The following is a 24521-nucleotide window of genomic DNA, read 5'->3' on the forward strand; positions in this document are numbered from 1 at the left end:
AGCTGTGTTAAAAAAATAAGGGGAAGATAATTTGCAGAAAGATTTAAATAAACTCAAATGGACTACAATTTATGGAAAAAAGATTTTCTATGGGCACTATAGGTATCTTACACCTTATTGTTTATTCTCTTCTTCTTATCATAATTACAGGCCTTATAATTAACTTAATAATAAATAAAAAAATATTCGGAGCAATAATATTAATAAGTTTTAATTTTATTTTATTTCTACCTGCAGTTATTCTCCTTTTAACAAATAATAAAATTATAATCCAAGAAGACAAAATAATATTTCCAAGACAAGCGAGGTATGATGGAAAATATGGATTTATAGGAGATTTAAATATTTTTGCTTTTATAAAAAAGAAACCTATAATCTCCATTCAGGATATTACATTTCTAAGATATAATTATAATTACTTACCTGTAGTTATGTGTTCCGCAAAAGACCCCTTAAGAAATTTATTAACTATAAATTCTAAAGTTTTAGGTAAAAAAAGTTTTACACTTATTCGATTTAATAAAACTAAAATTATAGAGCTCATAAAAAATTTAAAAAAAATGAATCCCTCAATTAAACTATCAAACGAATGTTCTAATTTGATTAATTGATAAAAAACCGTTCCTCCGATGTCACGCATCCAATGGTCTTTCTGACGAACTAACCTAAAAAAAAGAAAACAAATCACTTAGTAAATATCTTAACTATTACTTGTTCAACTTCTTTGATTTTAGATTCTTTAAGAGAACCAGATTTATAAAAAATAATGGACTTATCTGCTGTAACTAAACTAATTAAATAACTCTTATTGCTTCTTCAGGCGTTAAAATCTTAATATTCTCATACTCTTTCAATTTCAAAAGATGTTTATCCTGACTAATTATGAAATCAACTTGTCCATAGACTGCAGCCCAAATAAATTTATCATCTTCAGGATCTTCCTTAACTATATTGGCACATATAGGGACATCAATCATGATTGAATTTTCTAAAATAAGATTCTTCCATTCCTCAATTAGCTCTTTGTCCATAGAAATCTTAAAAGTTTTAAGAGTTTTTACTAATTCTTCTATAATCTCTTCAGAACTAATTAATTGAAATTTTCCTTCTTTCCATTTATTTATAATTTGAGAACAAAAATTGCCTTCCCAAAATATTCCAGAAATAAAAACATTTGTGTCTAAAACGACTCTCATTTTTTTCTAGCTTCTTTTATAGCTTCTGTTACATCTACTTGTTTTAAATTCTTAAGTTTTGCAAAATCTCTAGTTTTTTTAAGCAATTTATCTATTCCATTAAAATTAGGCATTTCTAATTTCTTTAAAACAATAGTATTATCTTCGCCAATAATAACAAACTTCTCTCCTTCATGTATTCTAAGCTTATCTCTTAGACTTTGAGGTATAACTACTTGTCCTCTTGAACTCATACTTGTTATTTCTAAATTTTCCATTTTGACCTCCAATAAATTTATACTATCAGTAAGATTATCTTATTTATAAAGCTTTCTGTAATTTTACTAACAGTCCCTCTCAAGTCATGTTTCCTATAGATAACCTGACGGGGCTATCCGTGTTGACATGACAATCGAGTGTGATCTGAATGCTTAGAATTCTGATAGCCAAATTGCCCCATATTTTGAGATAACATTAATCTTCCAATCTTATCCACTTTTTTTCTTCAATCTTCTTTATAAGTTTAGAATACAAAGATCTATCAATCTTTTTTATTTGTTCTTGAATTTCCTGTTCTAAAGGAATACCGTACGCCTTACTTCTATTTAAACTCCAATTATAAACGATTGCAGCCATAGCATCAGTTGTTCTATCCGTCAATTGAGGAAATAGTTTATAAAAATTGGTCCTAATTTCTAAAGAAGAATACTCGGGATGAGCAACGGCTATTGCTAACCAAAACTCACTTTGAGTATTAGTCATAACTTTTATAAAATCTTTCCAAATAGGATTTTTTTTGAGTAAGTCTGTTTGTTGTTGATAACCGCACCAATAAAGACTGCGATTAGAAACTATATCTCCAACTAACCAAGGTTCATCAATTAATTCCACATGATTTTGCGAATAATCATATCTTAATCCATCTAAATAATTCAAACATTGTCTTAATCCTTCTTTTCTTACTTCTCTATCTAATGCAGGATAAACGAAACCTAAAACATTAAACACTGGAACAATAGTATCTTGATTTGGTCCACCAGCCATAGATTCTCCAAATGCCCTATTAGAAGAGATATCTCTTATTCTTTCTATATAGGATCTTAAATTCTTAACCGCCCTTAAGGGATTTTCAAAAAGTAAAGTTTGAAACTCTTGGGCGATAGAATTAGCCTTAGAATATTGTTCTCCTAAAATTGAAACCATTTCTGAAATAAACTTTTGATCAAAGCTAAAATTATCAATTACTCCATTCTTTTTAAGACTGATTGAAGGGATCCGTTTTACTTTTGGTTCAGAAAGCTTCTTTTCCAATTCTTCCTTAAAATTTATTAGTATAACCATTGTTTAAAAGAACTAATTAAGACTTATAAAACTAATCTCAAAATCGTCTCATTCTTCTCTCCACAATATATAAACAGAACTCCGAGGTATCTCTGACAAACCAACCCAAAAAAAGAAAACAAATTACTTAGTAAACATCTTAACTATTACTTGTTCAACTTCTTTTATTTTAGATTCTTTAAGAGAACCAGATTTATAAAGAATAATGGACTTATCTGCTGTAAATAACCTATTAGGTCTAATTGAACTAGTCAAAGGCAAACTTCCCTTTTTAAAATCTTTATTGTTTAGAATCAAAAAATATTTATCCACTCTAGCTTCGCTAGTTATTTGACAGAGAATGATATCATCCCCTTCTAATTCAGCAACTACTAAAGCAGGTCTCTTTTTTGAATTACTCAAATCTGAAAATGGAAAAGGTAATACTACTACATCCCCTTTTACAAATTCTTCCATGCTTTTTCATCCTCTTTGCTATTCCAATCTTTAGCTAAAACCATTTCGCTAAACTTAAGAATATCTCTAAAATCATCTTTCATAGATTGTTCAACTTTTTGTGATTTTTCTAATAAAATCTTATTATCTAATTGTATAACTATTAACTCATCTCCTTGTTCTATTCCTAGAGTTTCTCGCATAGTTTGAGGAAGAGCAATTTGTCCTTTTTCAGATACTTTAATTGTTTTCATCATATTCAAATGTAAGAATATTCTTACTTATAAAGCTTTCTATTTTTTAGATTATATTTCGATGGTCTCTCCTACATCACACAACAGGCTCACCCCCTGACAAACCACCCTAAAAAACAGGTTTAATATGTATCTATAATCTCTTTAACCTTATTCACGAAGTTTATTGCTTTTCTCTGTAACCCCTCTGCTTCTTTTATATCAAAAAAGATTTTAGTTGAATAATTTGCCTCTTTTCTCTTTGCTTTATTCTTAATATAATCTAAAACTTCTTCCTTTTCTATAGCCACCTTACTAACTATTGCTATATCTTCTCTATCTAGTTTAATTTTGTAAAAATCTTTAATTAATATTAATAAAGTAGCTAAATGATTTTTTGTTGAATAGCCTTTTAACGCACACAATGCTAAAGACGCCTGATAAATAGAATAATAAGAAACAACAATTGCCCAATCATTAAATTCCTTTAATCCTAGAGTGGCTTGAAGAAACTTAAGATTATGATCTGCTTTTTCTATGTGACCTTTAACTAAAGCAGGAGTTTCAGTTTCTTTAGTTATTTTCTTGGATTTAAGATACTGATTGAAATCTCTATTTCTTCTTTCTTCACTTTCCAGCCATAGTTCCCAAAGCTCTTTAGTCATTTAATACCTCTTTGTAAAACTGATCATTTCCCGATAATGGAAATCCTGTCTTTATTGCGTGAGTTATAACTTTATCTTCTTCTCTTAATATCTGTTCTTTAAAATAGTCAAAATTAATTATAAAAGTTTGTATTTTAACTCCTGTTATTGCTTCTATATCTTTTTTAAGTTTTTGATCTTCAGATTCTTTTTTATTATAAACTAAAAGCAAGTCTATATCACTTTCTTTTGAAAAAGTTCCTTTTGCAGTCGAACCGAAAAGGAGGGTGATTAAAGGTTTAATCTTAAGTTTATCTAATAAGTCGGTTATTGCCCTTCTTCTATCTAAAGGAAGTTCATTAAACTTTTTATAATCAAAATAAGCTAGAATAGCATAAAGTTGTTTATTTTTAGGATTTAACTTATAGAAAGTATTTCCTATCTTTTTAGTACAAATTATAAGGTTGTTTGTTTGAAGATTCTTCAGATGTTTAAGAGTAGTATTCTGAGTTAGTTTTGTTTCTCTTAAAATCTCACTAAAATAAAGCTCTTTAGTATAATTTCTATAAAAACAGGCTAATATCTTTTCTTTTCCGTTTCCGAATAATGTATTGTTCATTTTATGTATAGCTTAGTACATTTAATGTACTATATAAATCTTTCTATTTTTTAGAGTATATTTCGATGGTCCCTCCTACATCACATCATAGGCTCACCCCCTGACGAACCAACCCAAAAAAACACTTATTAGCCTTACCCTAATTAAATCGAGGACAAAAATTTAATCCCTATAAATTAAATCGTGATGATCGTAATCTTCAAAAAAAATTGTCTGATTTTGATGATCTACTTTAAAAACTAAAACAAAATGTCCTATGTGGACTCTATTCAAGCTTTTCATATCATAAGTTAAAAATTTATAACTATGATTAGGATTTTCTAAAATAGAATCAATCTTTTTTCTAACTTGAAAATAATGCGTATTATCTTTCTTTTTGAGCTTAGCTAACTTTTTTACAATCTCTTCACTATAGCAATCTTTGTACATTAAGATACCTCTTTTTCTAATTCCTCACGAGAAAAATGCTTTCCTTTTATAATTTTAGCTAATTTGATTTTATATTCAGGCCTTAATTCAGGTTCTAAAGAAAGTTGTTCATATTCAGTTACGACTATGTTTATTGCCTGAGACTTATCTCTTAAACCAAATTTTGCTTTTACTATGTTTAACACCCTGTTAGTATTTTCGTCTATATTTATCACAGCTTGTACCATATTACATCACGTATATAAGTATATATGTCTTATATATAAATCTTTCTGTAATTTTTGCCACAGTCCCTCTCAAGTCATGTTTCCCATAGATAACCTGACAGGGCTATAAACACTCGCGTGACATTCTAGGGACCATTTGTCCACAGCCCCTTAAATTCTAAATGTGAACTACTCAGCACTAAAGTGCTGAGCGTCATTAGTTAAATTGAGCTAATCTTAATTGTTCTTTTCCATATTTATAATACTGATAATCAACTGCTTTCCAATGTTTCTTTTGGCTATGTTCAACATAGAATCTTACGGAATCTTTTGTAACTGCATCAACAGTTCTATAAAAATATCCCGCACTCCAGAATTTTTTACCCCATAACTTATTTTTAAGTAAATCTTTATGATATTTTCTTATCATATAAGATGAGAAACCTTTTAGCTCTCTGACTATTTTTTCTATACTATGCTTCTTCCAATTACTAATAAAAATATGTCCATGGTCTGGTCCAAAGTCTATAGCAGGAATTACAAGACCAAGCTTTTCTGATTTTTCAAGGAGATATTTCTTTGTTAATTCAAAAACCTTCTTATTCGCAAATACGTCTCTCCTGTATGCAGGAGTAATCTGCAAGTGTAGATTACTTTCTCCTACAGTTGAGCCCGTTTTAACTAATTCGTTTTTCATTTTTTTCTCCCGACGCAAAGTTTTTATAGAAAGACAGCTTACACTAATTGGTTTCTTTCAAGTAGCGTAGCGTCAACGCTACGTTACATTTTAGTATGTTTTAGAAGAAATACTTTACGCAATTCATCTCAGACCTAAAGGTATGAGTGTTCTTGTGCTAAAAGGTATAAAAGCCGAAATAAAAAATACCTCAAAAAGTTCCGCCACAAGGCCAACGTGTCGCATCTTTTTTTAGTGCAAGTAAATTATTACCTAAATTTTAGAATCTACGCACACATTAAAAACGTGGCGGAATAAATTTTAAGATAAAAGAAGAATTTATTGAATCTAGATCTTCAAGAAAATTAATAGTCCTGCCACAACCAAGGTCTCTCTTTTCTTACCTCCATAAATAATTCAAAGCTAAGTTTGTCTTTCTTATCAGGAAGATAATTAGGAAATTTATTTACATCAAAATTCGGTTTATTAATCAAAAAGGTAAAAAATTCTGTTAAGTCTTCATCAACTAAAACATTTAACCCCCGTTCATAAGATCTTTTGGCTAATTTTTCAACACAATCCCACATATGAAATCCAGCGATTCTAATTACTTTAACTATACCTAATTGATTAATTATATAATCTTGATTAGGATAGGAATAAGTTCCATCAGATTTTTTTGTAGTATGAGTTTTAAAATCCATCCCTACGTTTAGAATCTTATCCGATTCATGAAGTTCAATCATATCTGAAAGGGTAGTATCATTAAAAAGGGCATAATTTATATTAAAACCTTTTTGCCTATATCTCAAATCTATACATTGGTTTAAAAGAAGTTTATATTTTTGTTTAAACAAATCAGGTTCTTTTACATTCATCCAGCGCTTACACCCCAATTCAAAGTTTATTATCTCTGGAATAGGATATAAAAATACAAACTCTTGCATATCTAATTATTAATATTTAAACTTATAAAACTAATCTAGATATATAAATAACACTCCAAGGTATCTCTGACCAACTAAAACCGAAAGATATATAAATAACCAATATCTTGGTTTATATAACCCAATAAAGTGGTTAATATGATAACTCAAAAACAATTCAAAATATTTGGGATATTCGCAAGTAAACCTTTTGTAGAACATACCCGAAACGAAATAAAAAAAGAACTAAAAGAAAAGTCTAATAATGCTCTAGCTTTAACTATCAACCTATTAAAAAAAGAAGAAGTCCTAATTGAAAAAAAAGTTGGAAAATCTGGTCTTCTAACCCTTAATTTAAACAAAGATTTAACCTTTTCTTATCTCGAATTATGGAGTTTATCCAAACTTCCCCATTTAGCTAAACTTTCTCTGGAAACCTTAAAAAAAGAAATTACTGAAAACACCCCATTTTATTCCTTAGTTATCTTTGGTTCTTATGCTATAAATCAACAAAAGGATAACTCGGATTTAGATATTGCAATTTTTATTGAAAAGGAAAACAATAAAAAGCAAATAGAAGCTTTAGTGAATAGTGCAAAATTAAAAAGTACAATTGAAATAGATGCACATATTATCCCAAAATCAGAGATGATTGAAATGCTTACAAATAAAGAAGAAAACTTAGGAAAACAAATAGCACGAAAACATTTAGCTTATTATAATAATAGGATATTTTATGAAATAATCAAAGAAGGGAGGGATCATGGATTTAGGATATAAAATTTATCTTGCACGAGCTCAGAACGAATTAAACCTTTCAATGATAGTTCAAAAAATAAGTGATAATAAGAAACTACAAATTGAAGTGTTTGAAATGAAAGAAGATACTTATTATAGCGCAGCTATTTCTCATGCTTACTATTCAATATTTTATGCTGCAAAAGCTTATCTTTTATTAAAGAATATAAAGACTCTGGCGCCTGAAGAACATAGAAAAACCTTTGAAGAATTCTCAAAGCTCGTAAACAAAGGTATAATTGATGTAGAATTACTCAGAATCTATCAAAGTATGCTTATCAAAGCAGATACGCTTCTAAATATATTTGAACTAGAAAAAGGAAAAAGAGGAAAGTTCACTTATAGAAGAATACCTCAAGCAAATCAAGAACCTGCGCAAGAAAGTATAAAAAATGCACAAATATTTTTTAAGAATATATTTAGATTATGTGAGAAATAATAGCCTTATTTTGCCACAGTCTCCCAAGTCATATTTCTTCTAAATAAGCTGACGGGACTATAAACACTCGCGTGACATTCGAGGAACCATTTCCTCACAACTCCTTAAATTCTAAATATGAAAGCCGAAATAAAAAAATACCTCAAAAAGTGGATTTTGAGCTGAGAATTCCGCCACAAGGCCAACGTGTCGCATCTTTTTTTAGTGCAAGTAAATTATTACCTAAATTTTAGAATCTACGCACACATTCAAAACGTGGCAGGAGAAAGTTGAAAATAAAAGAGAAATTAAATGTAGATATTAAGCTTATAAATTTTATTTAGTTAATTTAATTTCTGCAAGTTGTCTATTAAGAATTACATAAAGAGGAATATAACCATTTCCAAAGTTTTCATGAATATAACCTAAAACCTTCATTTGTGGCAACTTCTCTCTTGCCGAGATTTTATTAATCTCATCTTCTATTAATGGATCATTGTTCTTAATTCTTTGAGACAGTTCTTCAAAGCTCAATTTGCTTCCAGTTCTATAAAAATCTATTTCTTCTAAAGATCTATCTATCCTACTTAATCTTTGAGTATATAATTGAACTTGCTTTTCAGATTTTAATGCCCCAACAGGATAATCTCCTTTTTGTAATAAACTTCTCGGCGTTCCTTTCCATTCAGATCCTAAGGTAACAATACCATAAGAAGAACTTAAAATTTTAGCTATATTATAATTAATATATCTCGAATTTAAATTAATTTTATCTAACTTAGACCAAATCGCAATAATTTCTAAAGATTCAAAGTTAAAATCATTAATTCTTTCCACTTCGTCCGCAAAATCCCCTAAGTTAGCACAAATATAATCCTGAGCTTCAGAATTATTCTTTTCCTTTAAATTTTTAGCAATATCAATTATCTTTATTTGATAGTTATTCAAAAGAGTTATAACTGGATGTTCTTCAAAGCCTCTTAAATTCAAGGCATTATTCACTTCTGAATCTGTAAGGGGTAAGTTCATAATTTAAAAAATGATTCAAGCTTTATAAAACTAATCTAAAAACCCTATCCGTGAGATTTGAATAGAACTCCGAGGTATCTCTAACAACCAACCCAACCGAAACCTTTAAATATCTACACATACATACACGTATTAACACATAATACACAAGGCGATAAATATGGTAAATGTAACATTAGCTATTCCCGTAGAATTAAAACAAAAGATGGATTTATTCAATGAAATTAATTGGAGTGCTGTTGCAAGGCAAGCATTTGACGAAAAAATAAACGATTTAGAATTCATCAAAAAGTTTAAAGCAAAAAGTATAGTTACAGAAAGAGATACTTTAGAATGGGGTAAAAAGTTAAATAAAAGTTTGGCAAAAAGAAGGTACTCCGTCTAAAATGGACTTAATCGTAGATGCTAATATTCTTTTTTCTATTTTAATTAAACAAGGAAAGACCGAAGAACTTATTTTTAAAAATGAATTTCATCTTTTTACTCCAGAATATATTTTTGAAGAATTTGAAAAACATAAATCAGAAATTATAGAAAAAACACAAAGAAATTCTGAAGATTTTAATAATTTGACGAATATATTGAAAAAGAGAATAAATACTATTAGTAATGAAGAAACTGAAAGATTTATTATGGCCGCTAAAAAAATAAGCCCAGATCCAGATGATATTGATTATTTTGCCTTGGCATTGAAAATTAAATGCCCCATTTGGAGTCAAGATAAAAAGCTTAAATTGCAAAAAAAGATTATAAAATATACTCTACAGAAGAAATAGTGAAGTTATTTGAATAAAAAAAGAAGTAAATAATATGATTCAAAATAAAAGAAAATTAAAAAAGACCTTATGGGTATTTACCTTATTTTATTTAATAGGATTAATAATTGGTTTGGGTCTAATCTTTTCAATGTCCAACGCCCCAACTACCAAAAATATAATTTTTATTTTAGTTCTAGACTTTGTTATTATGGGCACAATTACCTATCTCTACATTTGGAAAGAGCTCCCAACAATTGGAATTTAGTTAATTCAGATATCGAAAAAAACCTTCCCTCGAATGTCACGCATCCGGGGGTCTCTCCTACATCACACAACAGGCTCACTGTCTGACGAAACGAATTTTATAAAAAGAAAAAATTAAATCTGTCCAGTTTCAGTATATTTTTTAATCAATCTTTCAACTACCACAGCAGGAGCAAATCCTTTCTGTGCGCATACTTTAACAAAACCATTATAAATTGCTCTATCTACATTATAATCCAATTGCATTTTTTTCTGTGCTTTAAGACTTGCCGCCATATTTTACCACCAAAAATTAAATTATTAATCAAGTTTATAAGTATTAGCTTTTAAACTATCGAACCAGCTTCTTTAATAATAGTAGTTTTCCAACAGCAGAAACTCTTCTAATGAAAACTATTTTAATCATAAATTATTAAAAGATAAGTTTATTAAAAACCTTTTCTTTTGAATTGAAATGACTAAAACAACTTGGTATATTTACATTCTAGAATGTCTTGATGGTTCTTATTACACTGGTGTCACAAACAACCTAGAAAAAAGAATGAAAACCCATCAATCTGGAAAAGGAAGTAAATATGTAAAAAGAAAAGGATTTAACCATTTAATCACCTCCTCCAAATGCAAAGACAAATCAGATGCATGCAAAAAAGAATATTTAATTAAACAACTTCCAAAACATGAAAAATTAAAATTTTTAAAAAATCTAAGTCTTAATCCCATTATTTGATTTGTTATTATAATCTATAAATATCCAGTTTAATATTCCTAAACTAGTTATAGCTAATAAAGCCAAAACAAAAGCCATTTCGAAAACATTTGCGGCAAAATACAAAACAGTCAAAGTAACCGCATGTGCAAACATATAACCAAAATTCCTATAAGTTGAAGTATCTAAAAGAGATTTTTGATGTCTATCTTTAACTAACCTAGCATCCAAAGGCACCATAATAAATAATACACCTAATTCAGCAAAGACTAGTGTCACATACAAAAAGATTCTTGTCAATTCTGAAATATTTTGTATTCTTAATAACCAAATTATTGCAATCCAAAATGCACCTAAAATAATAAATTTAGATTTGCCCCATTTATCGGCTAACTTACCTATAACAATAGTCGTAGACATAGCTACAATCGCAATTATTGTAGGCATTATACCTACACTTTCAAAACTTAAAAAAGTTATAAAAACAAATATAGGAATAATCGTATATTCAACAGTATAATCTATACCTAAAAAGAAAATTGTCAACAAATTTATTCTATTTTTAGTTTGTTTTAAAAAATCAAAAACCCCATCAACCACCTTAGGCTTCAAATGATCCATTTTTATTCTAGATAAAGGAATTAAAGAAGTCAATAACATTAAACTACTTAAAATAACTAAATATTGTTTATTTAAAAATATTAAAAAACCAGCACCCACTAAAGGAGCAACTAAACCTCCTGTCTGCCTTACAACCATTAAAAATCCAACTTGTTTTCCGACTCCAGCCCTTGGATGAACACATTCATTAAATACAAACCAGTGTGCAACCCAATAAAATGAATCTGCTATAGCTAGACAAATTGCCAATGCAACCAACAAGGGCCAGTCATAGTTAGTGGGATATAATAACAAAAAACTTCCTATATGCGCAATAATTGCGATAATAATTGTTTTCTTTGCACCATACCAAATAACAAATTTTCTTGCTAAAAAATTAAGTGCAACATCAGTTGCATTAAAAATAATCAGAAACAAAATGACTTGCTTTAATGGAAATCCCGCACTTAATAATAAAATCGGAATAAATATGCTTACTAAACTTACTCCAATAGTATACAACCAGATAGAAAACTCTAATTTAGACAAATCTGACTTAAAATATTTATAGAAATTTGCATAATAATGTTTTAGTACTCTCATTTCAACCTCTTTTAATTAAATTAAAGATACAGTCTTTAAAAACATTTTTATTTATAAACCTTTATATATCTCTCTTAATTTAAACTAAATATGCAAAAAACTAAATATTACTCCTGGAAAAAAGGGAATTTAGCCAAAGGCTGTCAATTATGCATAAAAGGTCAAAAAATGGTTTTGTTCATAACAGGCTTATGCCACAAACATTGTTATTTTTGTCCAATCTCAGAAAAGAAATTTAACAAAGATGTTTTTTACATCAATGAGCTTAAAACTAATAATCTAAAAAAAATCTTAGAAGAAACAAAAAAAGGAAATTCTTTAGGTTGTGGTATTACTGGTGGGGATCCTTTAATGAAAATTAAAAGAACGACAAAATTAATAAAATTCTTAAAAAAAACATTCAAAAATAAATTCCATATTCATTTATACACACCTTTAGAATTAGTAAATGAAAGCAATTTAAAACAACTAAATCAAGTGGGCTTAGATGAAATTAGATTTCATCCATCTCTAGATTCAAATAGATTATGGAATAAAATTTCCTTAGCAAATAAATTCAAATGGGGTATAGGTGTAGAAATTCCTCTTTTACCAAATAAAGAAAAAGAAATCAAACAATTATGTGATTTTATAGATGATAAAGTCGATTTTCTAAATTTAAATGAACTTGAAGTTTCAGATACAAATTCTGATGCTTTGATTAAAATGGGCTTTAAAATAAAATCAAAAGATTCATTTGCAGTAAAAGGAAGTGAAAAATTGGGATTAAAAATTTTAAAGTATTGTAAAAATAAACATTATAATATCCATCTATGTACTGCAAAATTAAAAGATAAAATTCAATTCACAAATAGAATAATCAAATACGCTCAAAGCACTGCAAAACCTTATGATTTAATAACAAAAGAAGGTATGCTTAAACATGGTGCAATTTACACTAAAAACCCTAAAACAACCTATAATCTACTTATTAAAAAATTTAAAGTACCTAAAAAACTTCTAGAAATGGATAATAAAAACAAAAGAATATTAACTGGAGATTGGATTGTTTTAGAATTAAAAGATAAACTAAAACAATATAAACTTGCAATTATAGAACAATATCCAACAGCAGAAAAAACAGAAATAGAGGTTACATACCTATGACAGTACAATATGACCAACATTTTATGATTAACAAAGAAGTTTTAAAATATATTGGAAACCTAACTAAAAAGAAAGATAAAGTTTTAGAAATTGGTGCAGGACATGGAGAACTTACTCAATTCTTAAATGGAAAAATTACTTCTTTAGAAATAGATCAAGATTTATTCAAACTTTTAAAAGCTAAGATTAAAAATGTTAATTTTATTAATACAAATGCACTAAAATATAATTTAAATAATTTTGATATAATCCTAGGAAATCTTCCTTATTACATTTGCGAATCTTTATTTAACAAACTAATTAAGACTAAATTTAAACAAGGAATTTTTATGATTCCAAGAAATTTTATAGAAAAAGGTGTTCTAAATTATGTAATCAAAGATTTCTTTAATATAGAAATTCTAAAAGAAATTAACAAAGAGGACTTTTTACCCCTTCCAAAAACAGAAAGTGTTTTGATCAAAATAACTCCAAAAGAACCAACTGCATTTGGTTTAATATACCTACAAAATACTAAAAAGTTAAAAAATGCAATTGAATATGCACTAACTAAAAAAGGATATACTCAAAAACAAGCAAAAGAAAAAATGCCTAATTTAAAATTCTTAAATAAAAAGTGTTTTGAACTTAACTTTGAAGAATGGTTACAAGTAATCGGTTTTTCTAGAACAATTATCTTACAAAAATAAAAAATAAATCAAACCAAAAATACCCAATGAAATTAAATTTATATAAAATCCTTTTTTTAATTTAGATTTTTCTTCTCCACTAAAGAAAAACATAATCATTAAAATTGATAAATAACCAAAAGCATGTGCAAAACGTGCTACTCCATCTCCACTCGGATTTAATATTCCTGAAAAATCAGCATAAATAGACAGCCAGCCCACAACCATTATAGGTAAAGGTATCAACAACTGATAAGTAATATATAACGGTTCAAATAAAATTGCGGCAGCAACTAAACCCATTATTGCACCAGATGCACCCGAACTACCACCTGTAGAACTTAAAGACAATCCAATTAAAGAATCTCCAATACTACTAATCAACATTGCTCCCAAATAAATCCAAATTGTCTTTTTAGTCCCTATTCTTCTTTCTAAAACCTTACCAAAAATAAAAAGTGCAAGCATATTTCCAAACAAATGGATCAAATTTGCGTGAATAAAACCACTAGAAATCAAAGAAAACCATCTTGTATAATCTAACAAATCTTGAGGATAATTCAAAAGCAAACTAAATATTTCCTCAGGCAAAAACAACCAAGCAAATACACTTATTAAAATAGTTAAAATAACAATAAAACTTGTAAACTTAGCATCAAATAGAAACAGATATATATCATGAAAGGGTCTAAATAAATCTTTAAATTGTTTTTTACCAAAAATAATCTGAAAAAAAACTATAGGTGTTAATAAAATATGCAATACTAAATCTAATAATAATTTTGATTCTGATTTTATCTCAGGCATAATTCAATTAAAACAAACTTATTTAATAACTATGCGGTTTACGGGATTTGAACCCGTACAGCAGGCTTGGGAAGCCTGAATCATAACCATTAGACTAAAACCGCACAATATCTCTAAAAAAAGCTATATTTATTTAACTTTCCAACCAAAACTTTAAAAATCTGTCTTTATAAGTTATAATTATGACAAAAGAAAGAAGATTAATCACTGCAGCTCTGCCATATACAAACAATGTTCCACATATAGGAAATATAGTGGGCTCTCACTTACCAGCAGACATTTTTGCTAGATATTGCAGGCTTCAAGGTTATGAAACTTTGCTAATTGGTGGAACAGATGAACACGGAACTGCCTCAGAAATCGCAGCTCAACAATTAGGTGTATCTTGTCAAGAGCTATGTGATTTTTTCTATAAGATTCACAAAGAAATTTACGACTGGTTTAATATTTCTTATGATAATTTTTCAAGAACGAGTAAAAAAGTTCATCACAACACAGTTCAAGAATTTTTCAAAGAAATGTATAAAAATAAATATTTAATAGAAAAAACGATAAAAGTTCCTTTTTGTCAACATTGTTTAAGATCACTAGCAGATAGATATATTGTTGGAAAATGTCCTAATTGCGGATATGAATCAGCACGTGGAGATCAATGTGAAAAATGTAGTTCATTACTAGAACCAACTTCACTAATAAATCCAAAATGTGCAGTTTGTAATCAAAACACAATAATTTTCAAAGAAGTAAAACATCTTTTCCTAGACTTAGAAAAATTATCACCTAAATTAGAATCCTGGATTAAAAAACAAACACACTGGAGAAAACAAGTCTCAAGTATTGCCCTCTCTTGGATAAAAGAAGGATTAAAATCAAGAGATGTAACAAGAGAATTAAACTGGGGCATCTCGGTACCTATAAAAGGGTATGAAGCATTAAAAATCTACGTTTGGGCAGAAGCAGCAATAGGCTATATCAGCTCAACGAAAGAATGCACAAAAGATTGGGAATTATACTGGAAAAACAAGGATTCAAAAATCTACCATTTTATAGGAAAAGATAATATTCCTTTCCACACCTTACTTTTCCCAGGAGAATTAATTGCAGAAGGCTCATTCAATTTACCTTACAATGTTGTAGGTTTACAATATCTTAATTATGAAGGTTCAAAATTCTCAAAAAGCAAATCTCACGGAGTATTCTGTGAAAATTTAAAAAATACTGGCCTTTCATCAGATTACTGGAGATTCTATGATTCATTAGTAATTCCAGAAACTGGAGATACAGATTTTATTTGGAATGATTTTAGAGATTGGATAAATAATGATTTAATTAGCAACTTCTCAAATTATATAAACAGAACTTTAAGTTTTACTTACAAAACTTATGGTTCCGAAATAAAAGGAAAAGTAGATGAAAAATTTCACAAACAAGTTTCAGAACAAGTTGATAAAATTATCTCACTTTATGAAAAAGTAGAATTAAGAGAAGCACTAAGAGAAATTTTAAAACTCTCTGATATAGGTAACAAATACTTCCAATCTAAAGAACCTTGGAAATCAAAAGATAAAGATGTTTTATTTAATTGTATAAACTTAATTAAAATCTTAGGTTTAATCTCGCAACCTTACCTTCCAGAAACTTCAAAGAAAATACTTTCATTCTTGAATTGTAATGAAAAAGATTGGAGCAAAATAAAAGAATTTAATATTACAAAAATAAGTGAACCCAAGATATTATTTGAAAAAATAGATGATAAAAAATTAGAATCTTTAAAACAAATAACATCTAAAGTTACAGAATATAGAATAAAAACAAATAATCCAAAACCAACACAAAGAGGTGAATCTAAATTGGTAAAATATGAAGATTTTAAGAAAATAGACTTAAAAGTTGGAGAAATCCTAGAAGCAAAACCGCATCCAAATGCAGACAAATTAATGGTTTTAAAAATAGATTTAGGTGAAGAAAATCCAAGAACTATAGTTGCAGGAATAAAAAATTATTATAATCCAAAAGCAATTATTGGACAAAAGGTAATTGTAGTTGCAAACTTAGAACCTATTAAATTAAGAGGTATAGAGAGTAATGGGATGATATTAGCTTCCCTAGATAAAGAAAACTTAAGTCTCTTAACTACAGACAAGGAAGTTTCAAACGGCTCATCAGTTTCTTAAATCTATTTTTTTCTTTTGTTTAATTTATTCATTATTTTATCATACATTACTTTTAATTTAAGCCCCATTTTTCCTAAAAAAGATTTTCTTAAACCAATTGCTTTATACGGACAATTTTCATGACAACAGTAGCAGTGTATACATTTTTTATAATCCCACTCTGGATAAGGTTTTAATGTAATACATTTAACAGGACAAACTCGTGCGCAAGTTCCACATCGCGTACATTTTTCTTCAATAACATACGGATCGGCTATATCTCCTGCAAAAATAGTATGATAAATCGCAGTTAAAATTTTTCCCTTGTGAACCATAGGTTTCTTAAAATTTACAACTTTTTTCTTACCAATAATTTCATATTCAGGAATAAGATGATGACCTTTTGCTAATCTCAATAAAGGAATATTATCCAATTTAAAACCCATTGACTCTGAAGCAACGCAATCTAAGGCGGCACCATTTCTTGAAGCAATTATCATTCCTGCCTTTTTTGGAACTCCACCAGTACCAGGACCATCACCCTCTAATCCCATTACCCCATCCATAATATTTATTTGGGGTTGAATAATATTATATATATCTAAAAGTATCTGATGAAATCTTATGGAACTTCTACCTACAGAATGGTATTTTTGTTTCAAACCACCTGGAACAAAACCATAAAGGTTTTTCATTGCACCCGTATATTGTGCAAGCATATGCGTTTTAAGTTTTGGAATATTAATAATTAAATTATATTTATCAAATAGATTAGGTAATTCAATATCCATACTCTGATATTTCGCTTTATGTGTTAAGGGTGCAACTTTTTCTAATAATAACAATTCAGCACCATACTTTTTAGCAATATCTTCCATCCCGGTTTTCCCAAAAAGTAAATGTTTTTCTTGTGTAAAAAATCCCGTACTTTCGGCAATAGTAATTTTACACTTTTTTGTTTTAAGAAGTTTACAAACTGCTTCAACAATTGCAGGATGTGTTGTTATCGCTTGTTTAGGAGTTGCAGAAGTCAACAAATTAGGTTTGATTAAAACTTTAGAACCAAATTTAAACTCAAATTGAATATCTAATAGAGCTTTTCTAACTGCATTATCAACTTCTTTTTGATTATAAGATTCACATTCAACAATTGAAACTTTTTCCATTTTCACCCTCTTTTTTATAGTGGTCCCGCGGAGATTTAAACTCCGGACCTCTCGATTATCAGTCGAGTGCTCTATCAGGCTAAGCTACGGAACCCTACGCCTTCGGGAAGACTCGAACTTCCGACCACCTGATTAACAGTCAGGTGCTCTACCTACTGAGCTACGAAGGCATCTAGACTTAAAACACTCCGAAAACCTTTAAAAGCTTTTCTATGAAAATATGCCCCCATCAAGTTATAAACCTTACTTAGATTAGTTTTATTAAGCTTAATTCCCTACTTGAACAAATGTCTTATTCAAAAATAACTCAAATTAATAGGGAAAATATATACCACTTATACAAAACTTACTTATCTTCATTTTTTAAAGACGACTTACAACAAAGAAAGAAAATAAGAAAGACTATAAAAACTACTATTTCTAAAACAAAAAAACCTGACCAATATATCCAGAATCTAATTCTTTTTTCAAGAAGCATAGACACCAGTTTAATAGAAAATAATTATCTACGATCACCCACAAAAAACAAGGAAGATTTCTTAAATTATATTTCAAACGGAATTCAAAACATTTCTTTATATTATCAAAACAATCAAAATTTGCTTAACAAAATAGTTTATTCTACTTCATTATTTAGCCTTGCATCAGGACACAGAGATGAAGACATTTTAAAAGCAGTATTCAAAAGAGTTATACCTTCAAGCTTAAGTTTAATTGAAAAAATTCATCTTTTTGAGCCTTATGTAAACTCAAACTTCTCAACAAAAGAAGGTTTAAAGTATCTTTTTTTACGTTTAACAAAACATTCTAACCCAAAACTTTTTATATTCCAAAAAAATTAAGTATTCTATGGAAATTCCAATAGTAGATATATCAAAAGCAATTAAAAAAATAAATAATTCCAACGAAGAAATTTCTAAAGCGTTGGTTAAATTCGTAAATGAATTAAGTTCAGCAAATCAAAATGAAAATTATAAAGATGCAGATAATTTAAAAGGTATTAAAACAATCTTAGAAACTGAAGTAAGCATAACCGAAAGAGCAATTGGAACCATCTTTCGTGCAAATGAATTATCTCGGGTTCAAAAAGAAGTAAAAAGGATTTTAACAATAACTTCAATTGAAAAAATAGGTTCTCAATTAAGAGCAATGCTAGATTATCTTAAAAATTCGGCCTTAAATAATATCGTTGAGTTTAGGGGTGCTTTTAATGAAACTTCACTAGCATATTTAAATTATCAACAATTTAAAGAAACCAACCAAAAACTTTTAAGTAATAAATTAATATACAACGAATTAGCAGGACTTTCAAAAACTTGTTTCACAAAATATGCTTTATTAATTATAGAATATTATAAAACAATCTATAAACTATTAGATTTAGGGATGTTAAGTAAGGAAGTAAAAGCTGAAAAAATTTCATTAAATAGTCTTAAAGAAATGATTGATACAACAATAAAATATATAGATCAATCAAACGCAGGAAGAAGACCATCAGCTTACACAACTGAAATAAATTATTTTGAAAAGCATTTCACAAAAGTCTATGAAAATTTAAACACTTTTAAAAAAATATTCAGAAACGGAGACATAATCTTACCATATAATTTATTAACAACTTAATATTAATCTAAAAAGTCTTCATTCTTTATCTTTTCAGGTAAATACTTCTCAGAAATGAAACTAATACCTCTTGAAGATAAAGCTTGAATTTCTGCTTTAGCCTTCAATTGCTTCATTATTGCAAACTGCTTCTGCCATAATTTGTTCTTCTCAAACCATTCATACTTAGCAATTTGATCTAATCTCTTTAAATCATTATCATTCATCTTGATGAGATGTTTCTGCAAACCATACTTAGTTATATCTTCTCCAGTTATACCTAGGAACCTTATATCAGATATAGCCTGACTCTCAGAAATATGTGCCAAACTAATTGAACCAAATTTCATAACAGAATAAATATAAAATCCCCATGGATCAAAATCTGTTAATACATAAATAGGAAGTTTAAATTCATCATGTAATCTTGAAAGTAACCTTCTAATACCTCTAGTAGTTTGTCCTTGCGAAGACATAATTATACATTTTTGTTTTTCCCAATATTTATCTTCATGCAATCTTTCCCATACTGCTGCCTTTTCCATATAAAGTATATATTTTGCTTCAACTTTTTTGAATTTTATATCTTCAACATTAGAAGGAATAGACCAACCACCAGAACCTAATCTACTCCAATCAATACTATCTCCTAAATCTTCGATTATAACTTTACCAGCTACAGAACCATTTTTATTAGCATTAATATGTAATTGTTCTCTTGAACAATCAGATAATAATTCTAAATCTTCTATAGTTGCATCAGTTTCAGTTTGATCGTCAACTAAATTAACATTAGTTCCTGGAATAGTTCTTTTAGCCATGTAGAAAACATCTCTAAGACTAGCATGTTTTTTCTTATCCAACAAATCATGCGCAATAGAAGCAACTTCAAAAGTTTGTAAAAACTTTTTAGCATGAGCAACATTTAAGAAAAATCTTTTCGCACTTTTGTCTCCTAATTGTAATTTTTGAGTTTTCTGATTATAATCAACATTAGATAAAGCTCTTATAGGTACATCTATATAAGGATTTTCTCCTTGTTTTATTTTCTGTACTACTTTCTTTCCTAAATTTTCAAGCTTTTCCCGTGCTTTGATTTCCACCATTTGGAGTCTCCATTTCTAACGAAGGTAAATTTTTCTTTAATAATTTTTGTAAATGATCAATTAGTTGTTGCTTTTGCTCGCCAGTTAATTCTGATAACGAACCTGCTAATTCTGGAATATATTTTTCAAATAAACCAATTTTAGCCTTATGTTCTTTTGCTCTAATATTTTTATGAATATAAATTCCTAATTTTCTTCCACACTCTTGTAATGCTAATTTTATTTCATCCATTATTTCAGGATAATGGGCAATTGCTTCTTTACTTTCAGATGTAAATGGTACCCAAACTGAACACATATGTACTACAACAACTACTGGGCCAATAGGAGTATTACTTCCGGACTGTTGTAAACCATAAGGTTTCCAATTTACCTCTCCAATCATTTTAGAGATAGCACAAGCTCCAGCTTGATATTGCAAAGGAACTTTATTTGCAAACCTGATAATTTGAACTTGGCCTTCTTTGTCTATCTGCCCACCATAAGCTAGTGCAGCTTCAATAACAAAAGGATTACCCCTATAAACAGAAGGTGACCTCGTAGTAGAACAATAAAAGTCAGCTGAAATCTCTTTTTTCAAACCTTTTTCTAATAATTCCTGACCAATTGGAACTATACAATCAGTTGGAGGAGCACTTATTTTTGTAGTTTTAATTGCGTTCATGATTGCTTCTGCTTGATCTCTTGTAATTACAGAAGGCTTCATTGAAGTATCTAATTTTGCTTTTTCACATATTTCCTTAGCAGAAACAGCACCAACTCTACAAAAATCTCCGGTCAAAAAACTTTGTAATGTTCTTGCAGAAGTATTATGCAACATTTTAATTAAAATTCCTAATTCAATACCATAAGGATGAGGTTTTATTTCAATAGGTTGCGCGGGTTTTTCATTAGTTGCTCTCGGATATCTTACTTGCTCTTTATCAGGATTAATATAATTAATTTCAACATGCGGGTTTGCAATTGCAGTTTGTTTTAAATATTCATCAATAGATCTTACACCTTTCTGATAAATACCTTCTAACTCAATTTCAACTCTTGTTCCATGAGGTTTATCATATTCAACTTCATACTCTTTTACTATCTTTGGCATATTTGTAGAAGTATCAATAAATAATTCATAATAATGTGCTGGTTTCTTTTCAGAAATTCTTGAAATTATTTTTGCAGGTTTTCCAGTAGTAAGTTGTCCATACAAAACAGTTGCAGATATACCTATACCTTGCTGTCCTCTTGATTGTGCAAGTTTATGAAATTTACTTCCATATAATAATCTTGCAAAAATATGGGGAATCTGTTCCTTGACAATTCCAGGACCATTGTCTTCAACTATAACTATAAATTTGTTTTCTCCGACTTGTTTAACAACAATACTCACACTTGGTAAAACACCCATTTCTTCAGCAGCGTCTAAAGCATTATCTACAGCCTCTTTAATAGCTGTTAAAAGAGCTTTTCTAGGATTATCAAAACCCAAAAGATGTCTATTTCTAGTAAAAAAATCAGAAACACTAATACTCTGTTGCTTCTTTGCTAACTCCTCTGCTTTTATTTTTATCTCAGCCATTTATCTTCCACCACTCAGAGAAAGAAAGATGTTTATAAATCTTGTGAAAATTAGAAAATAGTTTAAAAACTAAAGTTCTTTTCCTTGCTCTAATTTATGATTTACTTTTTCTAGATATTCATATACATGGGCGTGTGGTGCACCAGTAATTAAAGAAATTAAAGCTTCTCTTGTATACACAATTCTATCAAATCTTGCAATTATGGCAACAGTTTTTCCATAAACAGAAATATTAGTGTTTGAAAGCCTTTCTAAATTTTCTCTTGCCCCGCCATTTCTTCCTATTAATCTAGATTTTATTCTTGCAAAATCATTCTTAGTTTTAACATAATCTTTTAAATTAATAATATCAAAACAAAAATCTTCATTAAATAAAATTTCTGCAATCTCAGGATTAAAACCTCTACCAATTGCTTTTATTACATTTTCTAAAACTAATGATTTCACAGCATCATCAGAATCAAAATCAACATCTCCACTCTCAGAATCAACAGTTATTTTTATTTTCGTTCTTTTTTCTAATCTTTTCTTAATCTCTGCTTGTTTCCCAATAAGAACAGCTATTCTCTCTTTCGGGATTTTGACATTATACTCTATAAGCATTTTAGAACTCTTCTTCAACTTCTAACTCTTTAATAAATTCTTTCCTTTTAAGCCAAGCAATTTGTGTTGGTCTATACTTAAATATAATATCTCCTTTCTCATCTCCACCATATTCCCATGGCTCGACTAAAACAACATTTCCTTCTCTCACCCACAATTTTCTTTTTAATCTTCCCGGTATTCTGCATACTCTTGTTTTACCATCTAGGCATCTAACCCTTGTTCTTGAAGAACCAAGTCTACTCTCTAAGATACCTATAGTTTCGTTTCCTCTTGGAATTCTAACTCTACTAATCTCTTCCTGTGCTTGTTGCTCTTGTTCCTCTTGTTCCTTTTTCTTAGACATAAACCTATTTTCAGCACATGATTTTATAAAGCTTTGCTTAGAAATTACTCTTTTACTCTAAATAAGAATGTAGATCTATAACTTAACTTACCATTTCTATCTTTACCATGCAAAGTTCTAGAATTTTTAACCTCGCCTTCAAACTCTTCTTTTAATTTTCTAATCAAATTGAAAGCGTCTCTCTTTCTAACAAAATATAAATCATAACCTTCTTTCAATTCATCTTCCCTTGTAATTTTATAATCTAAAATTTTAATTTCCGCATCTACAAAATTTTTCACCGCCTTATTTTTTGGCCTTATTTGTAAAATAGCTTCGAAATAATCAGAACCTGCCCTCGCACATAAAGGACAATTTCTATACTCCACCTCAAGAGGGAATTCAAAATCCTGAACTATTTTACTATTTCCTTTTCTTGCAGTAATATTTATAGAAATATGATTCGGTTTAATTTTAGGTAATAATTCAATTTTAGTTTTTACAATTTCAAAATCAGTTTGAGGTTTAATTTTTATTTTTTTTTCAACAACTTCTTCAAGATCCTTAAACTTCTCCCAATGATCATATTCAAAATACATCTTGCATTTCATGCAAACAATAATCTTAGCCTGTTTAAACAAACTTATAATAGAATTTTTCTCTAAAAAACACTTTTCACAAATTCCCTCAATAAAATTAATATCTTCTGCCTCAGAAATTCCACACTTAGCACAGATTTTCCTAAATTTTACATCTTTATGCATATAGCGTAAGGCACCCCTTTAATTACCATAATATTACCTTTCTCTATATAATTGTTTTTAACTGCAAAATCTACAGATTCCTTACCAACAAAATTAATATCATCAGCACCTTCGCAAATTCTTAACATTTCTTTTTCTCCAGCTTCTTTATCCCCATAAAACCTTTTGCTAACTTCTAATCTTTTATCTGCATCTTCAAAAGTTTTACCAACTAACTCTTTATCACATAAAGCAGCAATAGTTCTTGTCGGAGTTCTATGCCTTTTTATTAATATCATCTTAACCAGTATATCCTGTTTCTCTTTGTTTCTCAAAATCATCCTCTGCAGACCATGCAGAAATTATTTCTTTTAAATAATTCTTTTGTTTTTGTTTTAATTCTTTCCAAGATTTCCACAGTTTGATTATAAAATTAATAGTCTCTTTCTCATCACCCATTTCAGCATAAATACCTTCATGAATGAGTTTAGATAAATCTTTATAATGCTTAAACATCTCTTTCTTGTTTTCATCTGAAATGTGCTTTGCTTCAATCATAGTATGCAAAGAACCAGAAGTCATATTTATCGCAGGTTCAATCATAGAAATATAGTTACTAACATTTGAAAGCATAATCCTTAAAATTGTCCTTGGCAACAACACAATTCTTTCTTCTTTTAACGCACCAATTTCAAATTCATCATTAATATCTTTATATTTAGGCAAGTTAGAATACTTTTCTTTCAAAGATTTATACTCTTCTTCTATATTCATC

The 24521-nt window shown here is 28.8% G+C and carries 35 protein-coding genes and 3 tRNA genes; 12 read left to right on the forward strand and 26 right to left on the reverse strand.

What is annotated here, in order from left to right; translation table 11 throughout:
- The first annotated feature begins 71 nt into the window (after nt 1-71).
- Entirely contained in the window at nt 72-611 is a 540-nt protein-coding gene (locus J4403_02265; protein MBS3167008.1) for a hypothetical protein, read from the forward strand.
- Nucleotides 612-794: 183 nt separating this feature from the next.
- Here the strand turns inward: J4403_02265 and J4403_02270 are convergent, their stop codons facing one another.
- From J4403_02270 to J4403_02320, 11 genes are all read right to left on the reverse strand, one after another.
- Nucleotides 795-1196: a putative toxin-antitoxin system toxin component, PIN family gene (locus tag J4403_02270; GenBank protein ID MBS3167009.1), complete on the reverse strand. Its 402-nt coding sequence runs from the start codon at nt 1194-1196 to the stop codon at nt 795-797.
- A complete protein-coding gene (locus J4403_02275) occupies nt 1193-1453 on the reverse strand; it encodes an AbrB/MazE/SpoVT family DNA-binding domain-containing protein (protein MBS3167010.1) in 261 nt (86 codons plus the stop codon). The genes J4403_02270 and J4403_02275 overlap by 4 nt, the downstream gene beginning before the upstream one ends.
- A gap of 196 nt (nt 1454-1649) precedes the next feature.
- Complete coding sequence (locus J4403_02280) at nt 1650-2516, reverse strand: hypothetical protein (protein MBS3167011.1); 867 nt, start codon at nt 2514-2516, stop codon at nt 1650-1652.
- 123 nt (nt 2517-2639) lie between these two features.
- Nucleotides 2640-2972: a type II toxin-antitoxin system PemK/MazF family toxin gene (locus J4403_02285; GenBank protein MBS3167012.1), complete on the reverse strand. Its 333-nt coding sequence runs from the start codon at nt 2970-2972 to the stop codon at nt 2640-2642.
- Nucleotides 2957-3208 carry an AbrB/MazE/SpoVT family DNA-binding domain-containing protein gene (locus J4403_02290; protein ID MBS3167013.1) on the reverse strand — a complete coding sequence of 84 codons (252 nt, stop codon included), beginning with the start codon at nt 3206-3208 and terminating at the stop codon, nt 2957-2959. Before J4403_02290 ends, J4403_02285 begins: the two co-directional genes overlap by 16 nt.
- Before the next feature lie 119 nt (nt 3209-3327).
- Complete coding sequence (locus J4403_02295; protein MBS3167014.1) at nt 3328-3849, reverse strand: hypothetical protein; 522 nt, start codon at nt 3847-3849, stop codon at nt 3328-3330.
- On the reverse strand, nt 3842-4447 hold the full coding sequence (locus J4403_02300) for a nucleotidyltransferase domain-containing protein (GenBank protein MBS3167015.1): 606 nt from the start codon (nt 4445-4447) through the stop codon (nt 3842-3844). The genes J4403_02295 and J4403_02300 overlap by 8 nt, the downstream gene beginning before the upstream one ends.
- Before the next feature lie 162 nt (nt 4448-4609).
- Nucleotides 4610-4876, reverse strand: coding sequence for a hypothetical protein (locus J4403_02305; GenBank protein MBS3167016.1), 267 nt, complete (start codon nt 4874-4876; stop codon nt 4610-4612).
- Nucleotides 4876-5103, reverse strand: coding sequence for a DUF2683 family protein (locus J4403_02310; GenBank protein MBS3167017.1), 228 nt, complete (start codon nt 5101-5103; stop codon nt 4876-4878). The genes J4403_02305 and J4403_02310 overlap by 1 nt, the downstream gene beginning before the upstream one ends.
- Nucleotides 5104-5299: 196 nt before the next feature.
- Nucleotides 5300-5779: an IS200/IS605 family transposase gene (gene tnpA, locus J4403_02315; protein MBS3167018.1), complete on the reverse strand. Its 480-nt coding sequence runs from the start codon at nt 5777-5779 to the stop codon at nt 5300-5302.
- Between the two features lie 344 nt (nt 5780-6123).
- Entirely contained in the window at nt 6124-6705 is a 582-nt protein-coding gene (locus J4403_02320) for a hypothetical protein (protein MBS3167019.1), read from the reverse strand.
- A 138-nt stretch (nt 6706-6843) separates the two neighbouring features.
- Here J4403_02320 and J4403_02325 point away from each other — a divergent pair, with 138 nt between their 5' ends.
- Together J4403_02325 and J4403_02330 are read left to right on the forward strand one after the other, a co-directional pair.
- Nucleotides 6844-7464 (forward strand): nucleotidyltransferase domain-containing protein, encoded by a 621-nt coding sequence (locus J4403_02325; GenBank protein ID MBS3167020.1) that lies wholly within the window; start codon nt 6844-6846, stop codon nt 7462-7464.
- Nucleotides 7448-7921, forward strand: a complete 474-nt coding sequence (locus tag J4403_02330) for a HEPN domain-containing protein (GenBank protein ID MBS3167021.1) — start codon at nt 7448-7450, stop codon at nt 7919-7921. Before J4403_02325 ends, J4403_02330 begins: the two co-directional genes overlap by 17 nt.
- Nucleotides 7922-8236: 315 nt before the next feature.
- Here J4403_02330 and J4403_02335 read toward each other — a convergent pair whose 3' ends face one another.
- Nucleotides 8237-8929 (reverse strand): hypothetical protein, encoded by a 693-nt coding sequence (locus J4403_02335; protein MBS3167022.1) that lies wholly within the window; start codon nt 8927-8929, stop codon nt 8237-8239.
- 205 nt (nt 8930-9134) lie between these two features.
- Here J4403_02335 and J4403_02340 point away from each other — a divergent pair, with 205 nt between their 5' ends.
- Genes J4403_02340 through J4403_02350 form a run of 3 tightly spaced genes read left to right on the forward strand, consistent with a single transcriptional unit; the run spans nt 9135 to nt 9952 of the window.
- Nucleotides 9135-9314: a hypothetical protein gene (locus J4403_02340; protein MBS3167023.1), complete on the forward strand. Its 180-nt coding sequence runs from the start codon at nt 9135-9137 to the stop codon at nt 9312-9314.
- 1 nt (nt 9315) lies between these two features.
- Complete coding sequence (locus J4403_02345) at nt 9316-9705, forward strand: hypothetical protein (protein MBS3167024.1); 390 nt, start codon at nt 9316-9318, stop codon at nt 9703-9705.
- A 34-nt stretch (nt 9706-9739) separates the two neighbouring features.
- Nucleotides 9740-9952 carry a hypothetical protein gene (locus J4403_02350; GenBank protein MBS3167025.1) on the forward strand — a complete coding sequence of 71 codons (213 nt, stop codon included), beginning with the start codon at nt 9740-9742 and terminating at the stop codon, nt 9950-9952.
- 113 nt (nt 9953-10065) lie between these two features.
- Here J4403_02350 and J4403_02355 read toward each other — a convergent pair whose 3' ends face one another.
- Nucleotides 10066-10227: a hypothetical protein gene (locus tag J4403_02355; protein MBS3167026.1), complete on the reverse strand. Its 162-nt coding sequence runs from the start codon at nt 10225-10227 to the stop codon at nt 10066-10068.
- A gap of 178 nt (nt 10228-10405) precedes the next feature.
- Between J4403_02355 and J4403_02360 the strand changes: the two genes are divergently transcribed.
- Nucleotides 10406-10678: a GIY-YIG nuclease family protein gene (locus J4403_02360; GenBank protein MBS3167027.1), complete on the forward strand. Its 273-nt coding sequence runs from the start codon at nt 10406-10408 to the stop codon at nt 10676-10678.
- On the opposite strand, the gene J4403_02365 is transcribed toward J4403_02360, so the two are convergent.
- Nucleotides 10655-11860, reverse strand: coding sequence for an MFS transporter (locus J4403_02365; protein MBS3167028.1), 1206 nt, complete (start codon nt 11858-11860; stop codon nt 10655-10657). The genes J4403_02360 and J4403_02365 overlap by 24 nt on opposite strands.
- A 90-nt stretch (nt 11861-11950) precedes the next feature.
- Here J4403_02365 and J4403_02370 point away from each other — a divergent pair, with 90 nt between their 5' ends.
- Both J4403_02370 and J4403_02375 read left to right on the forward strand, forming a co-directional pair.
- Nucleotides 11951-13006: a radical SAM protein gene (locus J4403_02370; GenBank protein MBS3167029.1), complete on the forward strand. Its 1056-nt coding sequence runs from the start codon at nt 11951-11953 to the stop codon at nt 13004-13006.
- Nucleotides 13003-13695: a hypothetical protein gene (locus J4403_02375; protein MBS3167030.1), complete on the forward strand. Its 693-nt coding sequence runs from the start codon at nt 13003-13005 to the stop codon at nt 13693-13695. Before J4403_02370 ends, J4403_02375 begins: the two co-directional genes overlap by 4 nt.
- On the opposite strand, the gene J4403_02380 is transcribed toward J4403_02375, so the two are convergent.
- Complete coding sequence (locus J4403_02380) at nt 13684-14481, reverse strand: rhomboid family intramembrane serine protease (GenBank protein MBS3167031.1); 798 nt, start codon at nt 14479-14481, stop codon at nt 13684-13686. The genes J4403_02375 and J4403_02380 overlap by 12 nt on opposite strands.
- A gap of 32 nt (nt 14482-14513) precedes the next feature.
- Nucleotides 14514-14585 (reverse strand) — tRNA-Gly (locus J4403_02385).
- A gap of 78 nt (nt 14586-14663) precedes the next feature.
- Between J4403_02385 and metG the strand changes: the two genes are divergently transcribed.
- Nucleotides 14664-16655, forward strand: a complete 1992-nt coding sequence (metG, locus tag J4403_02390; GenBank protein MBS3167032.1) for a methionine--tRNA ligase — start codon at nt 14664-14666, stop codon at nt 16653-16655.
- 2 nt (nt 16656-16657) lie between these two features.
- Here the strand turns inward: metG and J4403_02395 are convergent, their stop codons facing one another.
- From J4403_02395 to J4403_02405, 3 genes are all read right to left on the reverse strand, one after another.
- Complete coding sequence (locus J4403_02395) at nt 16658-17800, reverse strand: DUF362 domain-containing protein (protein MBS3167033.1); 1143 nt, start codon at nt 17798-17800, stop codon at nt 16658-16660.
- 20 nt (nt 17801-17820) lie between these two features.
- Nucleotides 17821-17894, reverse strand: a tRNA-Ile gene (locus J4403_02400).
- 3 nt (nt 17895-17897) lie between these two features.
- A tRNA-Asn gene (locus J4403_02405) sits at nt 17898-17970 on the reverse strand.
- Nucleotides 17971-18087: 117 nt separating this feature from the next.
- On the opposite strand from J4403_02405, the gene J4403_02410 reads away from it, so the two are divergent.
- Entirely contained in the window at nt 18088-18642 is a 555-nt protein-coding gene (locus tag J4403_02410; protein ID MBS3167034.1) for a hypothetical protein, read from the forward strand.
- A 7-nt stretch (nt 18643-18649) separates the two neighbouring features.
- Complete coding sequence (locus J4403_02415; GenBank protein ID MBS3167035.1) at nt 18650-19423, forward strand: hypothetical protein; 774 nt, start codon at nt 18650-18652, stop codon at nt 19421-19423.
- Nucleotides 19424-19425: 2 nt separating this feature from the next.
- Here J4403_02415 and J4403_02420 read toward each other — a convergent pair whose 3' ends face one another.
- The 7 genes from J4403_02420 to J4403_02450 form a co-directional block, all read right to left on the reverse strand.
- Nucleotides 19426-20508: a DNA topoisomerase IV subunit A gene (locus tag J4403_02420; protein MBS3167036.1), complete on the reverse strand. Its 1083-nt coding sequence runs from the start codon at nt 20506-20508 to the stop codon at nt 19426-19428.
- Complete coding sequence (locus J4403_02425; GenBank protein ID MBS3167037.1) at nt 20477-22075, reverse strand: DNA topoisomerase VI subunit B; 1599 nt, start codon at nt 22073-22075, stop codon at nt 20477-20479. The genes J4403_02420 and J4403_02425 overlap by 32 nt, the downstream gene beginning before the upstream one ends.
- Nucleotides 22076-22144: 69 nt before the next feature.
- Nucleotides 22145-22678 (reverse strand): RNA-processing protein, encoded by a 534-nt coding sequence (locus tag J4403_02430; GenBank protein ID MBS3167038.1) that lies wholly within the window; start codon nt 22676-22678, stop codon nt 22145-22147.
- 1 nt (nt 22679) lies between these two features.
- Complete coding sequence (eif1A, locus tag J4403_02435) at nt 22680-23024, reverse strand: translation initiation factor eIF-1A (GenBank protein ID MBS3167039.1); 345 nt, start codon at nt 23022-23024, stop codon at nt 22680-22682.
- Nucleotides 23025-23068: 44 nt separating this feature from the next.
- Nucleotides 23069-23767 (reverse strand): hypothetical protein, encoded by a 699-nt coding sequence (locus tag J4403_02440; protein ID MBS3167040.1) that lies wholly within the window; start codon nt 23765-23767, stop codon nt 23069-23071.
- Nucleotides 23752-24045: a DUF424 family protein gene (locus tag J4403_02445; GenBank protein MBS3167041.1), complete on the reverse strand. Its 294-nt coding sequence runs from the start codon at nt 24043-24045 to the stop codon at nt 23752-23754. Before J4403_02445 ends, J4403_02440 begins: the two co-directional genes overlap by 16 nt.
- A 1-nt stretch (nt 24046) precedes the next feature.
- Nucleotides 24047-24520: a hypothetical protein gene (locus tag J4403_02450; GenBank protein ID MBS3167042.1), complete on the reverse strand. Its 474-nt coding sequence runs from the start codon at nt 24518-24520 to the stop codon at nt 24047-24049.
- Between the last annotated feature and the right edge of the window lies 1 nt (nt 24521).

Source organism: Candidatus Woesearchaeota archaeon, from assembly GCA_018302225.1.
Classification (GTDB): domain Archaea; phylum Nanobdellota; class Nanobdellia; order SCGC-AAA011-G17; family JAGVZY01; genus JAGVZY01.

What these genes read in the sequence shown, in the direction of transcription:
- metG (MBS3167032.1), top strand. Translation starts at nt 14,664, where the DNA reads ATGACAAAAGAAAGAAGATTAATCACTGCAGCTCTGCCATATACAAAC.
- J4403_02285 (MBS3167012.1), bottom strand. Translation starts at nt 2,972, where the DNA reads ATGGAAGAATTTGTAAAAGGGGATGTAGTAGTATTACCTTTTCCATTT.
- J4403_02265 (MBS3167008.1), top strand. Translation starts at nt 72, where the DNA reads ATGGAAAAAAGATTTTCTATGGGCACTATAGGTATCTTACACCTTATT.
- tnpA (MBS3167018.1), bottom strand. Translation starts at nt 5,779, where the DNA reads ATGAAAAACGAATTAGTTAAAACGGGCTCAACTGTAGGAGAAAGTAAT.
- J4403_02365 (MBS3167028.1), bottom strand. Translation starts at nt 11,860, where the DNA reads ATGAGAGTACTAAAACATTATTATGCAAATTTCTATAAATATTTTAAG.
- J4403_02305 (MBS3167016.1), bottom strand. Translation starts at nt 4,876, where the DNA reads ATGTACAAAGATTGCTATAGTGAAGAGATTGTAAAAAAGTTAGCTAAG.
- J4403_02310 (MBS3167017.1), bottom strand. Translation starts at nt 5,103, where the DNA reads ATGGTACAAGCTGTGATAAATATAGACGAAAATACTAACAGGGTGTTA.
- J4403_02355 (MBS3167026.1), bottom strand. Translation starts at nt 10,227, where the DNA reads ATGGCGGCAAGTCTTAAAGCACAGAAAAAAATGCAATTGGATTATAAT.
- J4403_02320 (MBS3167019.1), bottom strand. Translation starts at nt 6,705, where the DNA reads ATGCAAGAGTTTGTATTTTTATATCCTATTCCAGAGATAATAAACTTT.
- J4403_02410 (MBS3167034.1), top strand. Translation starts at nt 18,088, where the DNA reads ATGTCTTATTCAAAAATAACTCAAATTAATAGGGAAAATATATACCAC.
- J4403_02275 (MBS3167010.1), bottom strand. Translation starts at nt 1,453, where the DNA reads ATGGAAAATTTAGAAATAACAAGTATGAGTTCAAGAGGACAAGTAGTT.
- J4403_02295 (MBS3167014.1), bottom strand. Translation starts at nt 3,849, where the DNA reads ATGACTAAAGAGCTTTGGGAACTATGGCTGGAAAGTGAAGAAAGAAGA.
- J4403_02445 (MBS3167041.1), bottom strand. Translation starts at nt 24,045, where the DNA reads ATGATATTAATAAAAAGGCATAGAACTCCGACAAGAACTATTGCTGCT.
- J4403_02280 (MBS3167011.1), bottom strand. Translation starts at nt 2,516, where the DNA reads ATGGTTATACTAATAAATTTTAAGGAAGAATTGGAAAAGAAGCTTTCT.
- J4403_02300 (MBS3167015.1), bottom strand. Translation starts at nt 4,447, where the DNA reads ATGAACAATACATTATTCGGAAACGGAAAAGAAAAGATATTAGCCTGT.
- J4403_02380 (MBS3167031.1), bottom strand. Translation starts at nt 14,481, where the DNA reads ATGCCTGAGATAAAATCAGAATCAAAATTATTATTAGATTTAGTATTG.
- J4403_02345 (MBS3167024.1), top strand. Translation starts at nt 9,316, where the DNA reads ATGGACTTAATCGTAGATGCTAATATTCTTTTTTCTATTTTAATTAAA.
- J4403_02325 (MBS3167020.1), top strand. Translation starts at nt 6,844, where the DNA reads ATGATAACTCAAAAACAATTCAAAATATTTGGGATATTCGCAAGTAAA.
- J4403_02290 (MBS3167013.1), bottom strand. Translation starts at nt 3,208, where the DNA reads ATGATGAAAACAATTAAAGTATCTGAAAAAGGACAAATTGCTCTTCCT.
- J4403_02440 (MBS3167040.1), bottom strand. Translation starts at nt 23,767, where the DNA reads ATGCATAAAGATGTAAAATTTAGGAAAATCTGTGCTAAGTGTGGAATT.
- J4403_02425 (MBS3167037.1), bottom strand. Translation starts at nt 22,075, where the DNA reads ATGGCTGAGATAAAAATAAAAGCAGAGGAGTTAGCAAAGAAGCAACAG.
- J4403_02420 (MBS3167036.1), bottom strand. Translation starts at nt 20,508, where the DNA reads ATGGTGGAAATCAAAGCACGGGAAAAGCTTGAAAATTTAGGAAAGAAA.
- J4403_02395 (MBS3167033.1), bottom strand. Translation starts at nt 17,800, where the DNA reads ATGGAAAAAGTTTCAATTGTTGAATGTGAATCTTATAATCAAAAAGAA.
- J4403_02415 (MBS3167035.1), top strand. Translation starts at nt 18,650, where the DNA reads ATGGAAATTCCAATAGTAGATATATCAAAAGCAATTAAAAAAATAAAT.
- J4403_02270 (MBS3167009.1), bottom strand. Translation starts at nt 1,196, where the DNA reads ATGAGAGTCGTTTTAGACACAAATGTTTTTATTTCTGGAATATTTTGG.
- J4403_02330 (MBS3167021.1), top strand. Translation starts at nt 7,448, where the DNA reads ATGGATTTAGGATATAAAATTTATCTTGCACGAGCTCAGAACGAATTA.
- J4403_02360 (MBS3167027.1), top strand. Translation starts at nt 10,406, where the DNA reads ATGACTAAAACAACTTGGTATATTTACATTCTAGAATGTCTTGATGGT.
- J4403_02340 (MBS3167023.1), top strand. Translation starts at nt 9,135, where the DNA reads ATGGATTTATTCAATGAAATTAATTGGAGTGCTGTTGCAAGGCAAGCA.
- J4403_02370 (MBS3167029.1), top strand. Translation starts at nt 11,951, where the DNA reads ATGCAAAAAACTAAATATTACTCCTGGAAAAAAGGGAATTTAGCCAAA.
- J4403_02430 (MBS3167038.1), bottom strand. Translation starts at nt 22,678, where the DNA reads ATGCTTATAGAGTATAATGTCAAAATCCCGAAAGAGAGAATAGCTGTT.
- J4403_02350 (MBS3167025.1), top strand. Translation starts at nt 9,740, where the DNA reads ATGATTCAAAATAAAAGAAAATTAAAAAAGACCTTATGGGTATTTACC.
- eif1A (MBS3167039.1), bottom strand. Translation starts at nt 23,024, where the DNA reads ATGTCTAAGAAAAAGGAACAAGAGGAACAAGAGCAACAAGCACAGGAA.
- J4403_02335 (MBS3167022.1), bottom strand. Translation starts at nt 8,929, where the DNA reads ATGAACTTACCCCTTACAGATTCAGAAGTGAATAATGCCTTGAATTTA.
- J4403_02375 (MBS3167030.1), top strand. Translation starts at nt 13,003, where the DNA reads ATGACAGTACAATATGACCAACATTTTATGATTAACAAAGAAGTTTTA.
- J4403_02450 (MBS3167042.1), bottom strand. Translation starts at nt 24,520, where the DNA reads ATGAATATAGAAGAAGAGTATAAATCTTTGAAAGAAAAGTATTCTAAC.